The sequence below is a fragment of the Dentiradicibacter hellwigii genome (assembly GCF_041770905.1).
Classification (GTDB): Bacteria; Pseudomonadota; Gammaproteobacteria; order Burkholderiales; family Rhodocyclaceae; genus Propionivibrio; species Propionivibrio hellwigii.
Genome location: NZ_JBEUWX010000002.1, coordinates 1453056 through 1472321 on the forward strand (window position 1 = coordinate 1453056; position 19266 = coordinate 1472321).

The 19266-nt window shown below is 57.6% G+C and carries 18 protein-coding genes; 2 read left to right on the top strand and 16 right to left on the bottom strand.

The window, feature by feature from the left end; translation table 11 throughout:
- The 15 genes from ABCS64_RS08965 to ABCS64_RS09035 all read right to left on the bottom strand — a co-directional run bounded on the left by ABCS64_RS08965 (nt 1) and on the right by ABCS64_RS09035 (nt 16770).
- Entirely contained in the window at nt 1-405 is a 405-nt protein-coding gene (locus ABCS64_RS08965; RefSeq protein WP_418891505.1) for a DUF350 domain-containing protein, read from the bottom strand.
- Between the two features lie 51 nt (nt 406-456).
- Nucleotides 457-1173 (bottom strand): type III pantothenate kinase, encoded by a 717-nt coding sequence (locus ABCS64_RS08970; RefSeq protein WP_418891506.1) that lies wholly within the window; start codon nt 1171-1173, stop codon nt 457-459.
- Nucleotides 1170-2054 (bottom strand): biotin--[acetyl-CoA-carboxylase] ligase, encoded by an 885-nt coding sequence (locus ABCS64_RS08975; protein ID WP_418891507.1) that lies wholly within the window; start codon nt 2052-2054, stop codon nt 1170-1172. The genes ABCS64_RS08970 and ABCS64_RS08975 overlap by 4 nt, the downstream gene beginning before the upstream one ends.
- A gap of 288 nt (nt 2055-2342) precedes the next feature.
- Complete coding sequence (locus ABCS64_RS08980) at nt 2343-2819, bottom strand: DUF4124 domain-containing protein (protein WP_418891508.1); 477 nt, start codon at nt 2817-2819, stop codon at nt 2343-2345.
- Between the two features lie 424 nt (nt 2820-3243).
- Nucleotides 3244-4659: a type I glutamate--ammonia ligase gene (gene glnA / locus ABCS64_RS08985; protein WP_418891509.1), complete on the bottom strand. Its 1416-nt coding sequence runs from the start codon at nt 4657-4659 to the stop codon at nt 3244-3246.
- A gap of 155 nt (nt 4660-4814) precedes the next feature.
- Nucleotides 4815-5765 (bottom strand): tRNA glutamyl-Q(34) synthetase GluQRS, encoded by a 951-nt coding sequence (gene gluQRS, locus ABCS64_RS08990; protein WP_418891924.1) that lies wholly within the window; start codon nt 5763-5765, stop codon nt 4815-4817.
- A 584-nt stretch (nt 5766-6349) separates the two neighbouring features.
- Nucleotides 6350-6943 (bottom strand): GspH/FimT family pseudopilin, encoded by a 594-nt coding sequence (locus ABCS64_RS08995; protein ID WP_418891510.1) that lies wholly within the window; start codon nt 6941-6943, stop codon nt 6350-6352.
- Nucleotides 6940-7449, bottom strand: coding sequence for a type IV pilin protein (locus tag ABCS64_RS09000; RefSeq protein ID WP_418891511.1), 510 nt, complete (start codon nt 7447-7449; stop codon nt 6940-6942). The genes ABCS64_RS08995 and ABCS64_RS09000 overlap by 4 nt, the downstream gene beginning before the upstream one ends.
- Nucleotides 7439-12001 carry a pilus assembly protein gene (locus ABCS64_RS09005; RefSeq protein WP_418891512.1) on the bottom strand — a complete coding sequence of 1521 codons (4563 nt, stop codon included), beginning with the start codon at nt 11999-12001 and terminating at the stop codon, nt 7439-7441. The genes ABCS64_RS09000 and ABCS64_RS09005 overlap by 11 nt, the downstream gene beginning before the upstream one ends.
- A 41-nt stretch (nt 12002-12042) precedes the next feature.
- Entirely contained in the window at nt 12043-12735 is a 693-nt protein-coding gene (locus ABCS64_RS09010; RefSeq protein WP_418891513.1) for a pilus assembly PilX family protein, read from the bottom strand.
- A gap of 61 nt (nt 12736-12796) precedes the next feature.
- The gene (locus ABCS64_RS09015) at nt 12797-13996 is read right to left on the bottom strand and encodes a PilW family protein (RefSeq protein ID WP_418891514.1); all 1200 of its coding nucleotides are present in this window, start codon (nt 13994-13996) and stop codon (nt 12797-12799) included.
- Nucleotides 13996-14562, bottom strand: a complete 567-nt coding sequence (gene pilV / locus ABCS64_RS09020) for a type IV pilus modification protein PilV (protein ID WP_418891515.1) — start codon at nt 14560-14562, stop codon at nt 13996-13998. The genes ABCS64_RS09015 and pilV overlap by 1 nt, the downstream gene beginning before the upstream one ends.
- A 535-nt stretch (nt 14563-15097) precedes the next feature.
- A complete protein-coding gene (ychF, locus tag ABCS64_RS09025) occupies nt 15098-16189 on the bottom strand; it encodes a redox-regulated ATPase YchF (protein WP_418891516.1) in 1092 nt (363 codons plus the stop codon).
- Between the two features lie 44 nt (nt 16190-16233).
- On the bottom strand, nt 16234-16476 hold the full coding sequence (locus ABCS64_RS09030) for a YecH family metal-binding protein (RefSeq protein ID WP_418891517.1): 243 nt from the start codon (nt 16474-16476) through the stop codon (nt 16234-16236).
- Nucleotides 16477-16620: 144 nt separating this feature from the next.
- A complete protein-coding gene (locus ABCS64_RS09035) occupies nt 16621-16770 on the bottom strand; it encodes a hypothetical protein (protein WP_418891518.1) in 150 nt (49 codons plus the stop codon).
- Here ABCS64_RS09035 and tsaD point away from each other — a divergent pair.
- Entirely contained in the window at nt 16769-17842 is a 1074-nt protein-coding gene (gene tsaD, locus ABCS64_RS09040; protein ID WP_418891519.1) for a tRNA (adenosine(37)-N6)-threonylcarbamoyltransferase complex transferase subunit TsaD, read from the top strand. The genes ABCS64_RS09035 and tsaD overlap by 2 nt on opposite strands.
- Before the next feature lie 291 nt (nt 17843-18133).
- On the opposite strand, the gene plsY is transcribed toward tsaD, so the two are convergent.
- The gene (plsY, locus tag ABCS64_RS09045; RefSeq protein ID WP_418891520.1) at nt 18134-18775 is read right to left on the bottom strand and encodes a glycerol-3-phosphate 1-O-acyltransferase PlsY; all 642 of its coding nucleotides are present in this window, start codon (nt 18773-18775) and stop codon (nt 18134-18136) included.
- Between the two features lie 113 nt (nt 18776-18888).
- Here plsY and ABCS64_RS09050 point away from each other — a divergent pair, with 113 nt between their 5' ends.
- A complete protein-coding gene (locus ABCS64_RS09050) occupies nt 18889-19266 on the top strand; it encodes a dihydroneopterin aldolase (protein WP_418891521.1) in 378 nt (125 codons plus the stop codon).

Below are 19266 nucleotides of genomic sequence, written 5' to 3' on the forward strand. Positions count from 1 at the left end.
TCAGTAGGTCATACAGGCCGCATTGATCAAGCCGATGACGACCGATAGTGCGGCCAGCAATGTCGCTTCGGAAATCTTGCCGGAAGGAATATCCACGGCTAGGCGCGGCAGCGTCAAACGTACAACCAGATAGGTGAGCAGCTGAATGAGACCGGCAATTGCGCCCCAGGCGGCGAGATCGGCCAGCGAATCGCTGTGGGCAATGACATTAGCGATCGGCATGGCGAAGCCGATCAACGCCCCAGAAAGGCTGATCGCCGCCGCGGTGTTCCCCTGCTCGATCAGCACCAGTTCGTTGTACGGCGTCACATTGACATAGATCAGCAGAAACGCGGCCAATAGTGCAACGGCAACCGCAAAATAGGCGATGAAAGATGGCAGCGTCGATACCAATTTGGGCAGCATCGAGGTCCTCCGTATCTGATAAACATCTGAGAGATGGGTGAAACGGCTGCGTCAGGCTATTTGCGCATTGGCAAAATGCGCTAGCCCGTCGAGGATGAGATTTTCCTCCAGTACATGTGGAATATTCAAGTACGGCGCAATCACCGCCGCCGCGCCGCCGGTCAGCAAACAGCCAGCCCCCGCCGGCAGAGAAATAAAACGGCTGGTGATGGCCGCACACTGGGCAAACAGGCAGCCGCTGGTAATTGCGTCGGCAGTTGAACGCGGCTCGGCGCAAAAGCGGCCTTCAGCCAGCGGCAGATTTGCGGTATTGCGCGCCAGCGAAGCGCGCATCAGGTGCAGGCCAGGCAGGATCAGCCCCCCACGAAAGACCCCTTCGGCATCGAGATGATCGATGGTCGTCGCCGTGCCGGCGCAGACAACGAGACAGTCGCTCTGGTTGCGGCTACGCGCGCCGATCAATGCGGCCCAGCGGTCAGCACCCAGCGTTTCCGGTCGCTCATAGGCATTGCGAACGCCACACGCAGCCTTGCTCGCACGCAGCCAGCACACGGCATATCGGCCTTGCAGGGCCGCTGTGACGGCATCCTCCGCCGTTTGGCCGGCGACATTGCAGGCAACGGCCCGAGCCTGAACCGGCCAGCCTGTCGCCACATCGGCGAGCGCGGCCGCTTCTGCCGTCGGCAGCGTACCGCGCACACGCCATCCGCGACCATCATGCACCCCCCATTTGAGTCGGCTGTTACCAACGTCGATCGCAACGATCATGACGCTGCCCGCAGGCTAACATCGCCGGACAAGCAGCGGATAACGCCTGCCGGCGTCTGCACGAGCAGCGTGCCATCAACGTCAACGCCGCAACATAGCCCTTCCGCCACAACACGGCCATCACGCAACACGCGCACCGGACGTGTCTGCCAAGCATGGCGCGCCAGCCATTCGTCGCGCAGCCCGGCAAATCCCGTTTGGGCAAAGCGGTCGAGCATCGCCGCCAGCGCTTTGAGTATCGCCGCCAGAAGAAGGTTGCGCTCGGGCACAGGCGAGACCATGGCATCGACCGAAGTCGCCGGCATCATGAATGCTTCTGCGCCGCTATCCGGTTTTCCCGTTTTATCGGCATCCGGCGGCAGCAGGTTCAGTCCGATGCCGATCACTGCCTGAGCCTGCGCCGGATCACCACACAGTTCGATCAGGATGCCGGCCAGCTTGGCATCATGGTAAAGCACGTCATTCGGCCACTTGAGCATCGCGCCTCGCACACCGCAATCATCCAGTGCGCGCACGACAGCCAGCCCGACGCCCAGCGAGAGACCGGAAAGCTGCGCCTGCTCGCACGTGAAATGCCAGAGTAGCGAAAACGTCAGACTGGCCTGTGGTGAAGCCGACCAGCGGCGGCCACGGCTGCCGCGCCCCGCCGTCTGCCGGTCGCATACGATGACGCTGCCAGACGGCGCCCCTTGGGCGCTACAGGCAAGCAGAAGGGTGCTGGTCGACGGACATTCGGCCAGGGCAGTGATGGAAAAACGGTGGCGCGCCTCGCCCAGGCAGGCATTCAGGCGTGCATTGTCAATCAGAACGGAAGGGGCCTGTGTCTGGGCAACAGATGAAACCGTCAAAGCAGTAGCAGCGATGGATTTGGAGGATGACATGGACAATAAACGGGAGCAATAAAACGACGGGCGCAACAAAGGCAACAGGCGCAATCAGAACGAAAAAGTGATGATGCCGATCAGATCGACCGGTGCATTCAATGCCACCTGATAGACGATGCAGCCACCATCGGCCGCCCGCTAAGCACGCGTAGAAAATTCGCAGAACGCTGGTGCTGTGGCTGGATCATCATCCCGCCCGGCGTGATGTTTTACGGACACCAGCATCGTATTCTGCGTCGGTAACGGCCCGGCGGATTCGCACACCGCAAAACTGGTACGACGCCCCTAGCGCACGCGCTTAAGCTCAGATTCGATCGATTCTATATTACGCTCGTGTAGCGAAACCTTATCCTTGAACGGCTGGATACGATCCAGCACTTTCTGATAGTTGCGCTCATTGCCGTTACGAATCGCTTCCTGGGCGGCCAATGCCTGTTTGGCTTCATCAAGACTTTGCTGCTCGGCGGCCAGTTCGCCTTCGAGAATACGCCGTCGGTCATTATCCCGCGCCTTTTGCGCATCATTCTCGACTCTGGGGAAGGATGAAGGCGTCGAGGTACTCGCCGTTGTTTTTGGCGATGAGGAAGGCGTCGAAGAAACCGTCGGCAGCGGATCCAGGTGGAGCCGCGTACAACCACGCTTGGTCACGTTGGAATACGTGATACGTCCCCCCTCGCCAATACACTTATAAATATCGGCATATACCGGGGAAGCCGCCAGCCACAGCAAGCTACCCGCAATCAACAAAATTCTAGTTTGCATTGTTACTCCATCATACAGCCAGCGCGCACAATGCACGCTCTTACCCATAGCTGACAGTGTATTGGATGATTTCCGGAAATACAATGAAAAACAAGGGGGATTGTCCAAACACTGTCCACTCCGCACCGATAATATCCATCCCGTCCTGGAGCGAGGCACAGGCAACACCACTGGAACCTTCTACACCCCGTTCTCACACGGCACGTAAAACCGGCAGCACACTGCCCGCAGAAGAAAGAAACATCGTCCGCGCTTATCCGATTTTGCTCAGGACATCCCCACCCTATCCCTATTCAGGAATAGACACACATCACACCGTGCGTGCACAACGGCCTTGATAATTTCGGCCGCCACCCCAACCCTTTACCGGTATCCGGGCCTCCCCCAGTTTTTCTTTGCGCAACCGTCCCAAAGAAGCAAGCGTTCAGCAACTGTAATACAGGTCAAACTCCACCGGATGCGTCGTCATCCGCACCTTGTTCACTTCATCCATTTTCAGTGCAAGATAAGCGTCGATCCAGTCGTTGGAAAAAACACCGCCTCTGGTCAGGAATGTGCGATCCTGATCGAGATGACCCAATGCTTCCTCCAGGCTGGCGCACACGGTCGGAATGCGCTTTTCTTCTTCTGGCGGCAGGTCGTAGAGATTCTTATCCGCCGGGTCGCCCGGATGAATCTTGTTCTGAATGCCATCCAGCCCTGCCATCAGCAACGCCGCAAAGCACAAATACGGATTGGCGATCGGATCCGGAAAACGGGCTTCGACACGACGTGCCTTATCCGACACGGCATAAGGCACACGGATGGAGGCCGAGCGGTTCTTCGCCGAATAAGCCAGCTTGACGGGCGCCTCAAAGTGCGGCACGAGACGTTTGTACGAATTGGTGCCAGGATTGGTAATCGCATTCAGCGCCCTGGCGTGCTTGATAATGCCGCCGATATAGAACAGCGCGGCTTCCGATAGCCCCGCGTAGCCGTTACCCGCAAACAGGTTTTTGCCATCCTTCCAGATCGACTGATGCACATGCATGCCCGAACCGTTGTCGCCGACGATGGGCTTAGGCATAAACGTTGCCGTTTTGCCGTACTGATGCGCCGTATTATGAACAACGTACTTGAGCGTTTGCGTCCAGTCGGCACGACGTACCAGCGTGCTGAAAACGCTGCCGATCTCGCATTGCCCGGCATTGGCGACTTCGTGGTGGTGCACTTCAACAGGGATACCTAAGGATTCGAGCGTCAGCACCATTGCCGAGCGGATGTCATGCAGGCTGTCAACCGGCGGTACCGGAAAATATCCGCCCTTGATACCCGGACGATGGCCGGAAAAGCCATCGCCGCCATTGCGCTCCCCCGGATTCCAGGCGGCTTCGGATGAATGGATTTTCAGGCTACATCCCGACATGTCGGCCGACCATTCAACACCGTCGAAAACGAAGAACTCCGGTTCCGGGCCAAAGTAGGCAATATCGCCGATGCCGGAGGATTTCAGATACGCCTCGGCGCGCTTGCCGATCGAACGCGGGTCTCGGTCATAGCCACGGCCATCGGCCGGATCGACGACATCGCAGGTCAGCACCACGGTCGTCGCGTCGTAGAAAGGATCGAGATACGCAGTGTCAGCGTCCGGCATGAGCAGCATGTCGGACGCCTGAACGCCCTTCCAGCCGGCGAACGAAGAACCATCGAACGCATGGCCGCTTTCAAATTTATCCTCATCGAAATGCGATACAGGCACGGTCACATGCTGCCCCTTGCCGATGGTATCGGTAAAACGCAAATCGACAAATTTGGCGTCATTCTCTTCGATCATCTTAATGACATCTTGCGGACCTGCCATGATCAAAATCTCCTCAACAGCCACCTGCAACTACGATGGCGACAAAAATAAACAATGACCGGATACTTCGATCGCCTCGACACAAACACGGCGGCGAAAACAAAAACGTAAAACAATGATGGCGCGTCCCTTTAAAAACGCGCCAGTAATGTGCGCTATTTTAGGCCATCCCGACCAACGCAGGAATGATGAGGCATCTTTAACCTCTTCGGCACCCGATTGATCGACCAGGCTGAAATCGCCCAACGCCAGAAATCCGCCAACGGCGCGCCGTACAGATTGATCGGCGGCGGATGCCCAAGAAAGGCGCATACCTCACACAACAAGCGGCTGCCCTGCGCAACATCCACTTCCGGTGCACGCGTCTGTTTCGAGAGCTTCTCTCCCGCCGCATTGACGGCAACTGGCAAATGCGCATAAGACGGCGCAGGCAAGCCCAGGCACTGCTGCAGCCAAATTTGGCGCACCACCGAATCAATCAGATCTGCGCCGCGCACGACGGCATTGACGCCCTGTGCGGCGTCATCGACGACCACGGCCAACTGATAAGCGAACAACCCGTCCGCACGCAACACGACGAAATCGCCCGTATCCCGTGCCAGATTTTGCCGAACTTCGCCCTGAACCCGATCGCTGAACCTCCATTCCCGATCGGGAACGCGCAAGCGCCATGCACGCGCCGTCCGCCTAGCGGCCAGACCGGCGCGGCATGTGCCCGGATAGAGTAAACCGCCATCGATAGACTTCCGGCCGGCAACAGCGGCGATCTCACTACGCGAACAGCCACAAGGGTAAACATGACCTGCTGCCTGCAAACGGGCGAGCGCATCACGATAGGCCTCGCTGCGGCGGCTTTGCCGCCACACCTCGCCGTCCCACACGAAACCAAACCCTTCCAGGGTGCGCAAAATTGCATCCCCCGCGCCGGGTACAGCGCGCGGTGTATCGACATCCTCGATACGCACCAACCACCGGCCGCCATGCACGCACGCATCGAGATAACTTCCTACGGCCGCCACCAGTGACCCAAAGTGCAGCAATCCGGTCGGCGACGGCGCAAAACGGCCGCAATAAACTCGGGGACAGCATAAAGAGGTTTCAGACATCATCAGGGCAGCCAATATCGCTGCGGACATTTTCAAACATTCAACAAAGGGAGAAAGGCGGCTTTGTAAAGAATCGGGACGATCTCATCGTGCAGAAATGGTTAAAAATACACGAACTGCTGGCATTGCCAAGCCACCGGAATGGCTAAATAAGTAATTCTTTCAAAAAATGACCGCTGATAGGGTGGACAAAATTCACTCCGCTCTCAAGTCCTTGACGGGATAGAAAATGATTGCAGTTCCAACGAAATGCCTTATATACCGGAAGTATTTAATTTTCCACGTCGCCCATTTGAAGAAATTTCATACAGTGCCGCCGCACGGCGCAGTCTGGTCTACTGCAATAGATCAAGAAATACACCTGAAAGCCAAAACCCGTACTAAAACGGCCTAGGAAATAATCAGCAGCAAGCAAATAATCAACACCCCGTACGTAATATCAAGATGGCTTAGTCAGCATCCTTGATTAGCATTTTGCTCTTTTCTCCTCGACAGTCCGTCCAGCAGCTAAACCATAGACTCACAAAAGCAACGAGCGCCGTGTAACACGGCGCTCGTCCACTTAGTCGTTCGATCAGTATTGCTTAGTCACTACCAGCAGAGCAGTTAGTGTCTGAATCATCTACAGGCCGACAGACGCGCGCACGGCCCGATTTTGAGATTTTCAGACGGCGCGTGTAGCGGGGGCCTGTTACATCGTTGCGCTGAATATTGATAGTTACGTTGGAAAAGGTACTCCCCACGCCAGCATAGCCCGAGGCGTTGAATATGATACTGGGCGAGCTGCCGGTTGCCGAGCCGGTACCAGCAATGCTGATATAGACAGGCGGCGCTGCCTGTTCCAGTAACAGCACGTCCTGATTCACGTCGTAGGTTTTATTCATATTCTTATCCACGAATACCCGCCAGCCCGTATTCCAGTCGGTGCCCTCGCTGGGTACTACCATCGCATAGGCACTGTACTTCATGGCTTCGCCACGAGCGGAATTGACAGCAGCCAGAAGCGTGTTGGTAAGGGAAGTCAATTCGCTGTTACGTTGATATTCCCTGAAACTAGGTGCTGCAATCGTCATCAGTATGGCGGCGATCAAAATGGTCACCATCAGTTCGATCAGCGTGAACCCGCGCGCCGCACACAGATGCACGTGCGAAGCTGTAAAAAGGTGTTGTGTTTTCATGGCCAGCACACCTTAAAATCCGCGCTGCCACTGGCTATGTCAGCGCCACCAGAATCTGTACACGTCTTGACGCCGGTACTGGTCAGGCTCAGGCTGCCCACACGCGGATCCTTGAATCTTGACGTGGGGGTGGCGGTTGCCAGTACACACTCCCGGATGGTACGCCCTGTGCAGGCTTCTACACTCAGTGTGTAAGTCGCCTCGCCCAAGCTGTTGCCGACAAAGGTTTTGAACGGCACTCCCGTAGCGCCCCCAGAAAACGCCAGATAGGTATTGTTCTGCGTCATATAGCGTTCCTGCTGCTGTATCAGCTCGGCGAGCGCCGCGCGCGCTTCGGCGCGCCGGCCCTTGCGTACCGACTCCTGGTAGGAGGGATAAGCGATCGCCGCCAGAATAGCGATAATTAGCATGACGACCATTAACTCCAGCAGAGTAAAGCCTGCACTGACCCTACGTCTGGCCGGCAGCCTGGATATATACGCCCTCATGGTTTCACTAATTTTCATTGTTTCTCAGCTCCCGATAGTTATTGATCTGACGCCAGCTTAACCGTCTGGCGGCGAGAAGATCATCGTCATCAGATGTCTCCTCGGCACTTAATTTTTCGGAACCTGGCTGCAAGGTAACAACACCACGCTTATCCAGGCCACGCCCAGTACTGTCAGCCTTGCCTCTCTTGGTGGTTTCCTTATTGAACAGCACGATAGGCTGTCCCGGTATACCCACGGTGACGAGGCGGCGCTGACCAATGCCACCAAACAGATCCATGGTGTAGAGATTTCCGTTCCCGCCCTTGGTGCCGCAAACGCCGGAAGCACCCGCCGCATTGGGCAGCAGACTGCTGAACTGCACCTTAGTAGTCAGCGGGATATAGGTAGAATCATAGACGACACGCTCGCCCTGTTTCGGCAGATCATAATACCAGCCCGCACGCTCCTTACTGTTCGCCGATTTAGGTCGCGCCCAAACGAAAGGACTTTCCGGCTTGAGTTTGCCCTCCTCATCAGAAACCACTTTTTGCAAGTAGTTGCGCCCGTCAATGCCGACGGTACCGGGGCGATCGCCGCCTTTACCGTGGTCATACAGCGCATAGTAGGTGTTCTGGCGTGCAGACGTGGCATCGGACGGCTCGATATATTTGCCCGTACCGAAACCAACGACATGCTCCCCGTCGGCACCGCTGACACGCAGGATGGTGGGCGCTGCCGTAATCGGCTGGATATTGCCCGAGGCGTCCTTGGCAATGTACATCGGATACGCACCACTACTCCCAGTGGTAAACTTCGACAAGTTACCTGCCGTCCATTTTTCTGCGCCATACTTGGTGAAATCCAGCGCCCACAGATTACCGTGCAGGTCACCGGCAAACACGTATTCCGTGATGCCCATTCCTTTCCGGTCAGTCATCGCTTCCAGATTGATGATGCCCGTACCCTTGGTGGTCGACAGCGCGGTATCGAAAGGCAGGGAAATCTTGTAGTAATTATTTCCCTCAACCCATGCCTCACGGGCTGGCTTATCAAGCGCCAACAGGAAAATGGCCGGCCTGCCGGTGCTGCTGAAAATGCGGTCATAGGTACGTGGATCGGCATTGTTATTTTCGTAATCGGCGAGGTTTTTGTACACCTTATCCTCAACGTAGTTATTTACGCCAGAGGGCACCATGGCGAACCAGCGGTAAACCGCATCACCCTTCTCTACGCTGCCGCTGACGCGCAGGCGCACAATGCGCGGCTTGCCGATCACAAAGCCCATGTCCGCATCGTTCAGGTGTGTGAACTCCCACATCACTTTCGACGGGTCGAAGTTTGTCGGATCGGTCACGTCCAAGGCGAATACGCCGCGTCCGCCGCCGCCCGTCCCACCGACCAGCACGGTCTTCCAGTCGCTGGCACCGGTTCCGCTGCCTGTTTTGGCGTCACCGATGACCGGCGTGGCATCCACATAAGCCTGATGTTCACTATTGTAGCCGGGGTCAGTCAGCGCACTCAGCTTTGGCCCCATCCAGCTGGGGATATAGGCAAAGCGCTCATCACCCGTTTCCGCGTCAAACGCATGCAGCATACCGTCGTTGGCGCCAATGTAGACCGTAGCTCCGCGTTCAGCATGCTCCTTGGCGAAATCGGCGCGGCCTTCCCGCATATAGCCCGAAGTTCCCGGGGCGCCCACATACCGTGCACCGGAGTTCACGATATCGGCCAGCGCACCTTTACGCACGCGGAACGGCGAGCCTTCCTTGCTCTTGTCGCCACGCAGGTAATTCAAACGTTCTTTCCATTGACCATCGCTGGCTGATATCGGTGAAGCACGGCTCAGATCGACGATCAGTTCTCCCTCCGCGGCAATCCCCTCATGGGTAAACCAGGTGCCCGCCGTGTTGGGATTGGCACCGCGCCGGCCGATGACAATCTTGCGTCCCGCCAAACCGTTAGGCGTCGCAATTCTTGCCGCCAGTCGCTCTTCGGCAGACCATGTCGCCGTGCTGGGGTTCATGTCGGACGAGGTAATATGGTACGCCTTCAGATCACCCGTCCAATGTTCCGTATCGTACAAGGCCTGATAGCTGTACAAACCCTCGTTCGTCAGACTGCTGCCCGACGCAGCCGCACCGGCGATACTGCGCTCGGCCGTCACAACGTTGCTGAAGATTTTTTCAAATGCTTCCAGCACTCCGCGCGCATTACTTTGAATGAAGTACGTCTCTGGCTCATTTGGCCGAACATAGACGCCCTCCTTCTTGCCCTGATCTTGCCACACGTCGTTGTTAGCCGTACCATTCTGGTCATAGAAGGGGTTGCCCTCGACATTATAAATATCGCTTCCTTGCCCCAGCTGGGTAAAGAAACCGCCGTATTTAGCCGCCAGGTAATACTGGTTGTTGCTGCGACGTTTTGCAGGATCGGATTCGAGGTTGAATTCGTTCACATCAAAAAAGAATGATCTCACCCGCAGGCCGGGGCGCTGCTTATCCGGCTCGGTCGTCCAGCCCTTTCCGCGAATGTCGTGCGTATGCGCCCAGTAGGCCAGGCCGATAATTTCGCTGTTCTGACCACGCGCCTGACTACCATTTTTCGACATATTCATATCGAGCGTCCCCACAAAACCAGACGTAGCGCCATTGGGGTTCCGGGTAGTGCGCGTGTTACCGCTGCCATCCACATAGTTCATAGTCTGCGCACGTTCAAAATGTTGGACTACGCTCAGCCAATAGGCCATATCAGGAATATTTCCTGCCGGATTGGCCGTGGGCATACGGCTCTTTGTGTAATACCTGGAATCGTGCGTATTGACGTCGCCGATCAGGGCAATATTGCTCTTGAGGCAGGAGTAATCTTCTTCCTTGCTGCGACCATCGCCATAGGGATCCAGCCCCGCCCAGTTAGTGTAGATCGGGAAACCGTCGTACATGGCGGACGTCAGGCCTTCTACTGCAGCTGGCGACGGCCCCAACCCCTGCAGGTAACGCAGAGTTTGGTAATACAGCTCGCTGGCCGGGTCATATTTCTTGTAGATACCCATTTCCGTCGGATTGGTACGCCCAAACCGGTTCAGGTAATTGATGACACCGCTGGTGGTCAGTATGCCGGTTTCGGCCGAGGACTGTACACCTTCCGGGTTATCAAAAAATACGCCTGTCCGTGCATCCCATTCAGCGCGCGGGTTGCCACCGGCCGGCGTATTCTCCCTGCCGTTTTTGTCATACGTGTTGAGACCCACATATTTTGCCGGCACCCGCAGCACACCGCCAAAACGACCTTCTTTACCAGTACTATTGTTCCAGCTCAACCTTTGGTCGAGCGCATAACCAAAGACTGCCAGGCGCAATTTATTGCTGTATTTCTGGATGACGCCGGTAGGTTTGAAATGTCCGCTGGGGTATTTTTTGCAAAAGTTGAAATCGCGCTTGTCAAGCAGCCCCCCCCCAGAATCCTCACTGCAAACCTCCACCCGAGAATAAAAGAAGCCGTCGGAGTTCAGACTATTAGCCGACTTGGGCGGCATCCAATCGCCGGTATATGGGCGCACATAGCATTTCTTTACTATATTGTTAGCAGGATCCCCAAACGTGTTGTTATCGCAGGTAAACTCACCTCTAACCGGCGTTACGTTCCAACGCTTAGCGCCTGCATCGCCGTACCAAACCTCCTGTACGCTAGTGCTGGCATTACATTTTGCCCACTCATTCGCACAGAACTTCGCATCGGCAGGCAGATCTTGACCTGTGCGCCCGACTGTCGAGCCTTTGGCAAACGAAGTATCGGCCATCAGCGTATAACCCGATGTGTCTGTGCATGTCCCGTGCGCGTTATCACCTGCACGAAAGTAAATACGGTTGAGCGTATTGGCCACCCAGATGGGTTTGCCATTTGCGGCATTAATCATGGCGCCAGGAACGGCTCCTGGCGCTTCCCCTGTTGTCAGTTTTTTGGCGGGAAAGTTTGTGGAATTCCACATACAGGTGGGATTGCCATTGGGCAGCACCGCGCGCTGCAGAATAGTCAATTTCGGCTCGTCGACGATGCGGTCGCCACCAGAAAGCGCCAGGCGCAACATATCAATCGCCGAATTGCTGGCCCAGTTCAGGAAATTACCGCTAAAGGCATTAGTGCAGCGGCGCCCGGTCGCCTTTCCGCTGATCACAAAGCGTTTGTAATCCGTCTTGCTTTTACCCGCCTTGGGCGTTTCACCCGGCGCATCCTGGTAGACGTAGCACATCTCGGCGTTGTAGTAGCCGATATATTCTTTCGAAGATTTGTAAGAATCGTCAGTCGTTCCATTTGCCTCAAAGTTATACTGCGCGCCTACCGTCGGGAATTCCACCGACAGCGCTAGCGCCAGCAGTGGTTTGTCGCCCTGCGTGGCGGCATGCAGCGGTTCGGTCGCAATATTAATCGGTGGAATATTGGGCGGTGTGGCTTGCCCCGTGGCGACCAGTGAAAATACGGCACCGCCGACTACCAGCGGTGCGCCGATCCACAGCACGGCACGATTGATGCGCTTTTTGAAGGCGGTTTGAACGCCCGGATTACGCGTCGGGTGGTTTGAAGTGTTGAGCATGATCACTCTCCCGGAATAGGTTTTCAGTCTAATGTTCCAAATTAGTTTCTGATCAGGGCCTGCATTACGACCTGTACATCGCTGCGCGGCCCAAAGCCAATCGCCGTGACGCGGTATATGCGCCCTGCCGCTTCTTCACCCGTCTTAGGGGCGGATTTATAGCTGGCCGTCACCATGCCACCTCCCGCATTGGCGGAGTCAGTGACGGAAACGTCTTCCATGATGTAACGCGGCGCCAGGGCTGGCTGAATGCCTGTACCCAAATCAGCACCGGCATTCTTGTAAGAACGGCCTGTATATGTCCCTAACGCAACCGACTGTGCATCTCTACCGGTTTTGGTGAAATCCACCAGCAGCCACGTCGGTTTATCTTTCCCATCGGTTTTCGGAGAACAGAAACCGCGCCATTCTGCGGAAGCATCACAACCGGACAGGGGAATTTGAGGATTGCTGCGAATTTTATTTGTGCGGCTTTTAGGATCGTGGTTCGGTCCCCGCAATTCGATTTCGGCGTCGACCAACGCCGCTTCCGCTGATTGCCAAGCAATCTGCATATCACGGTCGTTACGCGCACCGCGTTCACCCATCATCGCAATCTGCATACTGGCAATGCCCAGCATGGAAACAATGACGAGCAGCAACAGAACAACGATCAATGACACACCACTTTGGCGGGCATGAAGATGTATATGAGCGTACCTATTACTATAAGTGCTATTGGTTATAGGGGTCATGAGTGCATTTCCTTGCATGAAATTCCGATGCATGGCGTCCAGGACGCGGCGACGGAAAAAATCATTCGGGCAGGACGACATCGCACGGCTGCTCCGAATTGGCCGGCTGGTAGCCCTGGTTCTGGCAATTACGCAGTTGTACGGTGAAAGTTACGGTCTGACGCAGGCGTGAGGTAAGATCGGCACCAGACTGGCTAGAAATCTCCATCTCGCTCCCCGGGTCGTTACGGCTGTCGTATGGATACTCCTTGTTACCCAAGGGATAGAAGGTGCCACCGAGATTTTCATGCGCCGAACGTGCCGGCCCACGCAGCACCATGCCGATGCGCAGGCTGCGTACCCGCCGCCAGTTAGCATAAGTGGCAGCCGTATTGCCGCTCACGGTTAACTGATCAGCACGCAGATAGCGGTCGGGCACGCTATCGGCCGGTTTGGGGCTGGCTTCGGTTGCGGAACCGGCCGCCACCTTCGACGGTAAGGGCGAGATCGCCTTGCCCGGCTCAACGTTATCTACACCGTAAAGCACCTGGAAGTTTTCAACCCCTTTGAGAATAGGCTCCGGATTAGACCATCCACTACTACCTTGCGTTATGCACATCAACGCCAAGTCCCCCTGGCTTTCGTCCACATACAGGACGCTGGCGATACGGTCATCACGTCTGATGGATGATTTGTCGGGGGCGAGACCGTTGCAGTTGATGATACTACCGTCGGAGGTCGTACCGGCGCCCTTATCCAGATCAGCCTTGACCGTTTGGTATTGCAGGATCAGTACGTCGCTGCCATTACCTTTGTCTAACCCGGATCGTGTTGTGGCTTTGTTCAGCGGATCTTTCGGGCTGGGCAACGCATTATTGAAACCAAAGATGTTGGGCTGCAGGGTGTTGATATTGACGCTTTTGTTGACAAGACTATAGTGCGCCGGGGAACCCTTGTTCGGTATAGTGGCGGTGTCCAGATCCTCAAAACCGGTCTGTACGGCCAGACGCTGGATCAACTCGGTAGCAAAGCGCGCGTCGTCGCGCAGTTGTGCCGCAGCGTCCACCACGACCGCGCCGCGCTGGCTGAAAATCATCACCGTAGTTGCCACCAGAACGATCAACAGCCCGATGGCCATCGCCACCAGCAATTCAATCAAGGTTAAGCCACGACTGGCAGCCGGGCCGGAAAAGCAGCCATGAGTGTGATAGTGGGCGCGGCTCAGCGGCTTCCGCTGCTGCATGCCGCACTGTTGATGCAGTGAAAGATACTGGCGATTCATTACAATTGTCCTCCCGGCGCAATGGACAGTACGACAGAGGGACGCGCCGCACTGGCGCTTTCCAGCTGCCCTTGGGTATTGGCGCGTGTCCAGCCGATCTTGATATAGGCGACGTTATCGCTGGCTTTGGTCGGCGCAGTGCACGCCCACATCGGCAATCCGTTACCATCGTAGGGTGCGGTATCGCGGCAGATACTCACGCGCGCATTGGGCAGCGCTGTACCGACGCGCGAGAGCCATTCGGTCATTTCTGCCCGCGCCACATCGTTCGTTGTGTTACAACCGCCCTGAGCGATATCCAGGCAGTTCGAACGGGCCGATGGCGCCAGCAGCCCATTGGCATCCGCCCTGAAGTCGCCGTAATAGGGGCTACTTTGATCTCCGGCCACCTGAACGTTGGCGCGCATCATCTCGGCCATCTCGCGTGCCAGGCTGATCGCCACCGATTGCAGGCGCGCGTCCTGGTTGCTTTTCAGTGCAGCGGCCTGCAGACCGGCAACACCGAGCAAGCCGAATGAAAGCACCACGATGGAAACAAGCACCTCAATCATCGAAAAGCCACGCATGCCGGCAAGCCGGCGCGAAGGCTGAGACGGGCGACCCCGATAGCGCAAATGGCCGGGGCAGTTTGCAATGTTGGGAACAGTAGTCATGGTCGTCGACACAGATATTCAATATGTGGATTGAATGGTAGACGAACGCACACCGTGTACCGAAGCATTTCGTCGGGCCTCAGCGCCCGTTTGTCGGCCATGCGGTCCGGATGGCTCACACGGGCGCATCTGATGGATAGGGCCATTGGCCTGAAGACAGCCCGTCTTCCCCGTCAGGCCAAACCGCCGTCTATCCCACGCCGAGTCTCCGACCCCTACCCAGCCCTAGACCGCTCCCGCCCCGCAACGGGCCAGTCGACCAAATCCGCCGCCATCCATACGGTCGGTCGCAGCAATCGACACACGTTTAAATGAGAAGGTGCAGGCAGCGTCACAAACGCCGCAGCGGCATGACCTACCCGTTCCAGAAATACCGCAACGAGGCCGAAGCGTGATGCAAACGCTGTAAATGCCGCGGCAACCCCCTACAGTCGCCCAGCCCAGACCGTCAGACGTTAAACAGAAAATTCAGCACATCTCCGTCTTTGACGACGTAATCCTTGCCTTCGGCACGCATCTTGCCGGCTTCCCGGGCGCCGTGTTCGCCGCCGCAGGCGATGAAATCCTCATACGCGATGGTCTGCGCACGGATAAATCCGCGTTCGAAATCCGTATGGATGACGCCGGCAGCCTGCGGCGCGGTGTCGCCCTTGTGAATCGTCCAGGCGCGCACTTCTTTGACGCCAGCGGTGAAGTACGTCTGCAAACCAAGCAGGTGATAACCGGCATGAATCAGGCGATCCAGCCCCGGTTCCTCCAGCCCGAGATCGGCAAGAAAAAGTTGTTTTTCTTCATCGTCCAGATCGGCGATTTCCGCTTCGATGGCGGCACACACGGCGACGACCTCGGCGTTCTCCGCCTTCGCGCGGGCGCGCACAGCCTCCAGATGCGGATTGTCCGCAAAGCCGTCTTCGGCCACGTTGGCGGCATACAGCACGGGCTTGGCGGTGATCAGGCAGAAAGGCTTAAGACTCGCCTTTTCTTCTTTTGACAAAGCGAGCGCGCGCAGCGGCTTGCCCTGGTCGAGCTGGGCAAAGCACTTTTCGAGCAGGCTCACCAACAGTTTGGCTTCCTTGTCGCCAGCGCCCGCCGGTTTGCGGTAACGGTTCAGCGCCTTTTCCACGGTCGCCAGATCGGCAAGCGCCAGCTCGGTGTCGATGATTTCGATGTCGCGGAGCGGATCAACCGTGCCGGACACGTGCACGACGTTGTCGTCGGCAAAGCAACGCACAACGTGCAGCACGGCATCGGTTTCGCGGATGTTGGCGAGAAACTGGTTGCCCAGCCCTTCGCCCTTCGAGGCGCCGGCGACCAGACCGGCAATATCGACAAATTCAGTCACAGCCGGCACGATGCGCTGCGGTTTGACGATGGCGGCCAACGCGGCAAGGCGCTTGTCCGGAACCTCGACGACGCCGACCGAAGGATCGATGGTGCAGAAAGGATAGTTCTCCGCCGCGACGCCCGCTTTGGTCAGCGCATTGAACAGGGTGGACTTACCCACATTGGGCAGGCCGACGATCCCGCATTTGAGTGACATGAACGCCCTCGCATCCCTGGTAATCTAATTGAACCAACCGGTGCTCAGTGCTTGCACACTTTGTCGGCGCAGGTGTTAAAGCCTGTTCCGTCGGCAACGAATTTGCCTTTGGCTTCGAGAAAATCGATCAGCTGCTCGGCCGTCATATCGTCCGCGCTGCACGTATGAAAACGCGCATCCGCGCCAAAACGCGCGACGATGGCCTCGCGCAGACTTTGCTTGGTGAAGCTGCCGCCGTGTTCCATCATCAAATGCATGACTTCGTGACCGTGAATTGACTCGCTCATCGGAATTGTCCTTTCAGTAGCTTGCCGCGACGGCAAGATGGATCGCTTGGAGAAATTTTGAAGAAATATAAAAATCTCGCGGCCGTCATTCTAGCAGTTCCCATACAGCGTTCCGTCAGCACCCCGCCGAATCTCCCGCCATGCTTAGCGCCCGCGCCACATACCCATCGCCCGCACGCCCTCTCGATCCGCGCCCACGCGCTCCGCAGCAGAAACCAGACCACCAATAAGCGCGCCAATCTCTCGACCCGCGCCCGCGCCGCACGCCCGAAATGCCGATACAATGCCGGCCATGCTGATTCTTGGAATCGAATCCTCCTGCGATGAAACCGGTCTCGCCCTCTACGATGCGGCGCATGATCGCCTGCTCGCACACGCCCTGCACAGCCAGATCCGCATGCATCAGGACTATGGCGGCGTCGTGCCCGAACTGGCCTCGCGCGACCATATCCGGCGCACGGTTCCCCTGCTGCGGCAGGTGCTGCGTGAAAGCGAACGGACACTGGGCGAAATCGCCGCCATTGCCTATACGCAGGGGCCGGGACTGGCGGGCGCCCTGCTCGTCGGCGCCGCTTTTGCCGAAGGGCTGGCCACCGCCTTGGGCGTGCCGGTCATTCCCATCCATCATCTTGAAGGCCACCTGCTCTCGCCGCTGCTCTCGCCGCGACCGCCAGCCTTTCCTTTCATCGCCCTGCTCGTTTCCGGCGGCCACACGCAGCTCATGCGCGTCGCGGGCATCGGCGACTACACGCTGCTCGGCGAAACGCTTGACGACGCTGCCGGTGAAGCGTTCGACAAAACCGCCAAACTGCTCGGCCTGCCCTACCCCGGCGGCGCAGCGCTTTCGGAACTGGCGCAGCACGGCCATCCCGGTGCCATTAACTTTCCGCGCCCAATGCTCAATTCCGGCGACCTCAATTTCAGCTTTAGTGGCCTGAAGACGGCCGTTCTGACCAAGGTGCGCGAATTCGGCGCGCCTGACGATGGGCAGCGCGCCGACATCGCCCGCGGTTTTCAGGATGCGATCGTCGAGGTGCTCGTTAAAAAGGCGATGCGCGCTGTCCGCAATACCGGGCTGAACCGGCTTGTCGTCGCCGGCGGCGTCGGCGCCAACCGCGAACTGCGCCGCCAGCTCGACGCACGCGCGGCGCGCGGCGCCATTACGGTGTATTACCCGGAACTGGAGTTCTGTACCGACAATGGCGCCATGATCGCGCTGGCGGGGGCGCTGCGCTTTCGTGCCGGCCTGTCGATCAAGGCTGCCGGCGGTTTTGCCGTCCGCCCGCGCTGGCCGCTTGCCGATCTGAGCGCCGCCGTTTCAGGGAATCAGCGCACACTTGCATCGCCGCCGGCTTCTCGCCGCTGAGCCCAATTTCTCAAATTCCTAATTCCCCTATCCGCCAATCCATTAATTGGCCATCCGTTTTCGGCGCCGCGCCTGACCGTCCTTGACCGCTCCGCCTCCTTGACCGCCCCGCCGCCTCCGCGATGCGCCGCACAGCGCACATCGGCTTCGTCAATGATTAATAGGCATGCCCGCAAACGCCCAATCTACGCGGGCTACAGAGGTGCCACTCGATGCATTCCGCATACCCCAGCCCGTATATCGGGCCACTCGTCAGCCCGGATGGGTCATCATTAATCTAACGCCGGTTTCTTACGCTTTTTTCTTGCCGCCGATCTTCGGTTCCGTTCCCGCCATTAGACGTTGCAGGTTCGGCCAGTGCTTGCCGATCAGGATCATGGCGATCACGCCAACGCCCACGGCTTGCAGATTAGCGCCCCAGATCATGAATGCGGTCAGCGGCGCGACGACGGCCGCGACCAGCGCGGCGAGGGAAGAATAGCGAAAGACGAAAGCCACGCCCAGCCACGTACCGAGGGCAATCAGGCCGAGCGCCGGATCGAGCGCCAGCAGCACGCCCGCCGCCGTGGCGACGCCTTTGCCGCCCTTAAAGCCGAGAAAGACTGAAAAAACGTGTCCGAGAAACGCCGCCACGGCCGCCAGCGCAATCACGCCCGACCCCAACCCCAGGCGTGCGCTCAGCATCTGCGCCAGAAACACGGCCAGCCAGCCTTTGCCGGCATCGCCGAGCAGGGTCAGCAAGGCGGCCATTTTATTGCCGCTGCGCAATACGTTGGTCGCGCCGGGGTTCCCGGAACCGTAGCTGCGCGGATCGGCCAGGCCAAACAGGCGGCTGGAGACCACGGCAAAGGGGATCGAGCCGATGAGATAGGCCGCCGTCAGCATAGCCACGGGAAACAGCAGGGATGAATACATGGGCAGCGAAGAAGACATAAAGCACTTCCCAAAAGGATGAATCATCGTGAGTTAGAATGCCGGACAGGATTGCTGCCCGAAGACATTCGCGCATCTTACACCGAGCCTAATACTGAACACACCCGGTACGCATGGACATCATCTTTATCGACGATTTTCGCATCGCCACCCTGATCGGCGTTTATCCGCGCGAACAAAGCGTGCCGCAGACGGTTGAAATTTCCCTGCAAATCGGCCTCCCTGCGCAGAACGCGGGACGCAGCGACGATCTGCGCGACACGATCGATTACGCCGCTGTCGTCGAGCGGCTACGCCACGAACTGAGCAGCCGGCATTTCAGCCTGCTCGAGGCGCTCGCCGAATACATCGCCGAACTCCTGCGCAAAGACTTCCACGCGCGCTGGGTGCGCGTTTCTGTCGCCAAGCCCGGCGTCATGCCCGGCATTCGCCGCGCCGGCATTCTGATCGAGCGCGGGGAAAAAGAGGACGCTTCCGCCACGCCCGCCTAA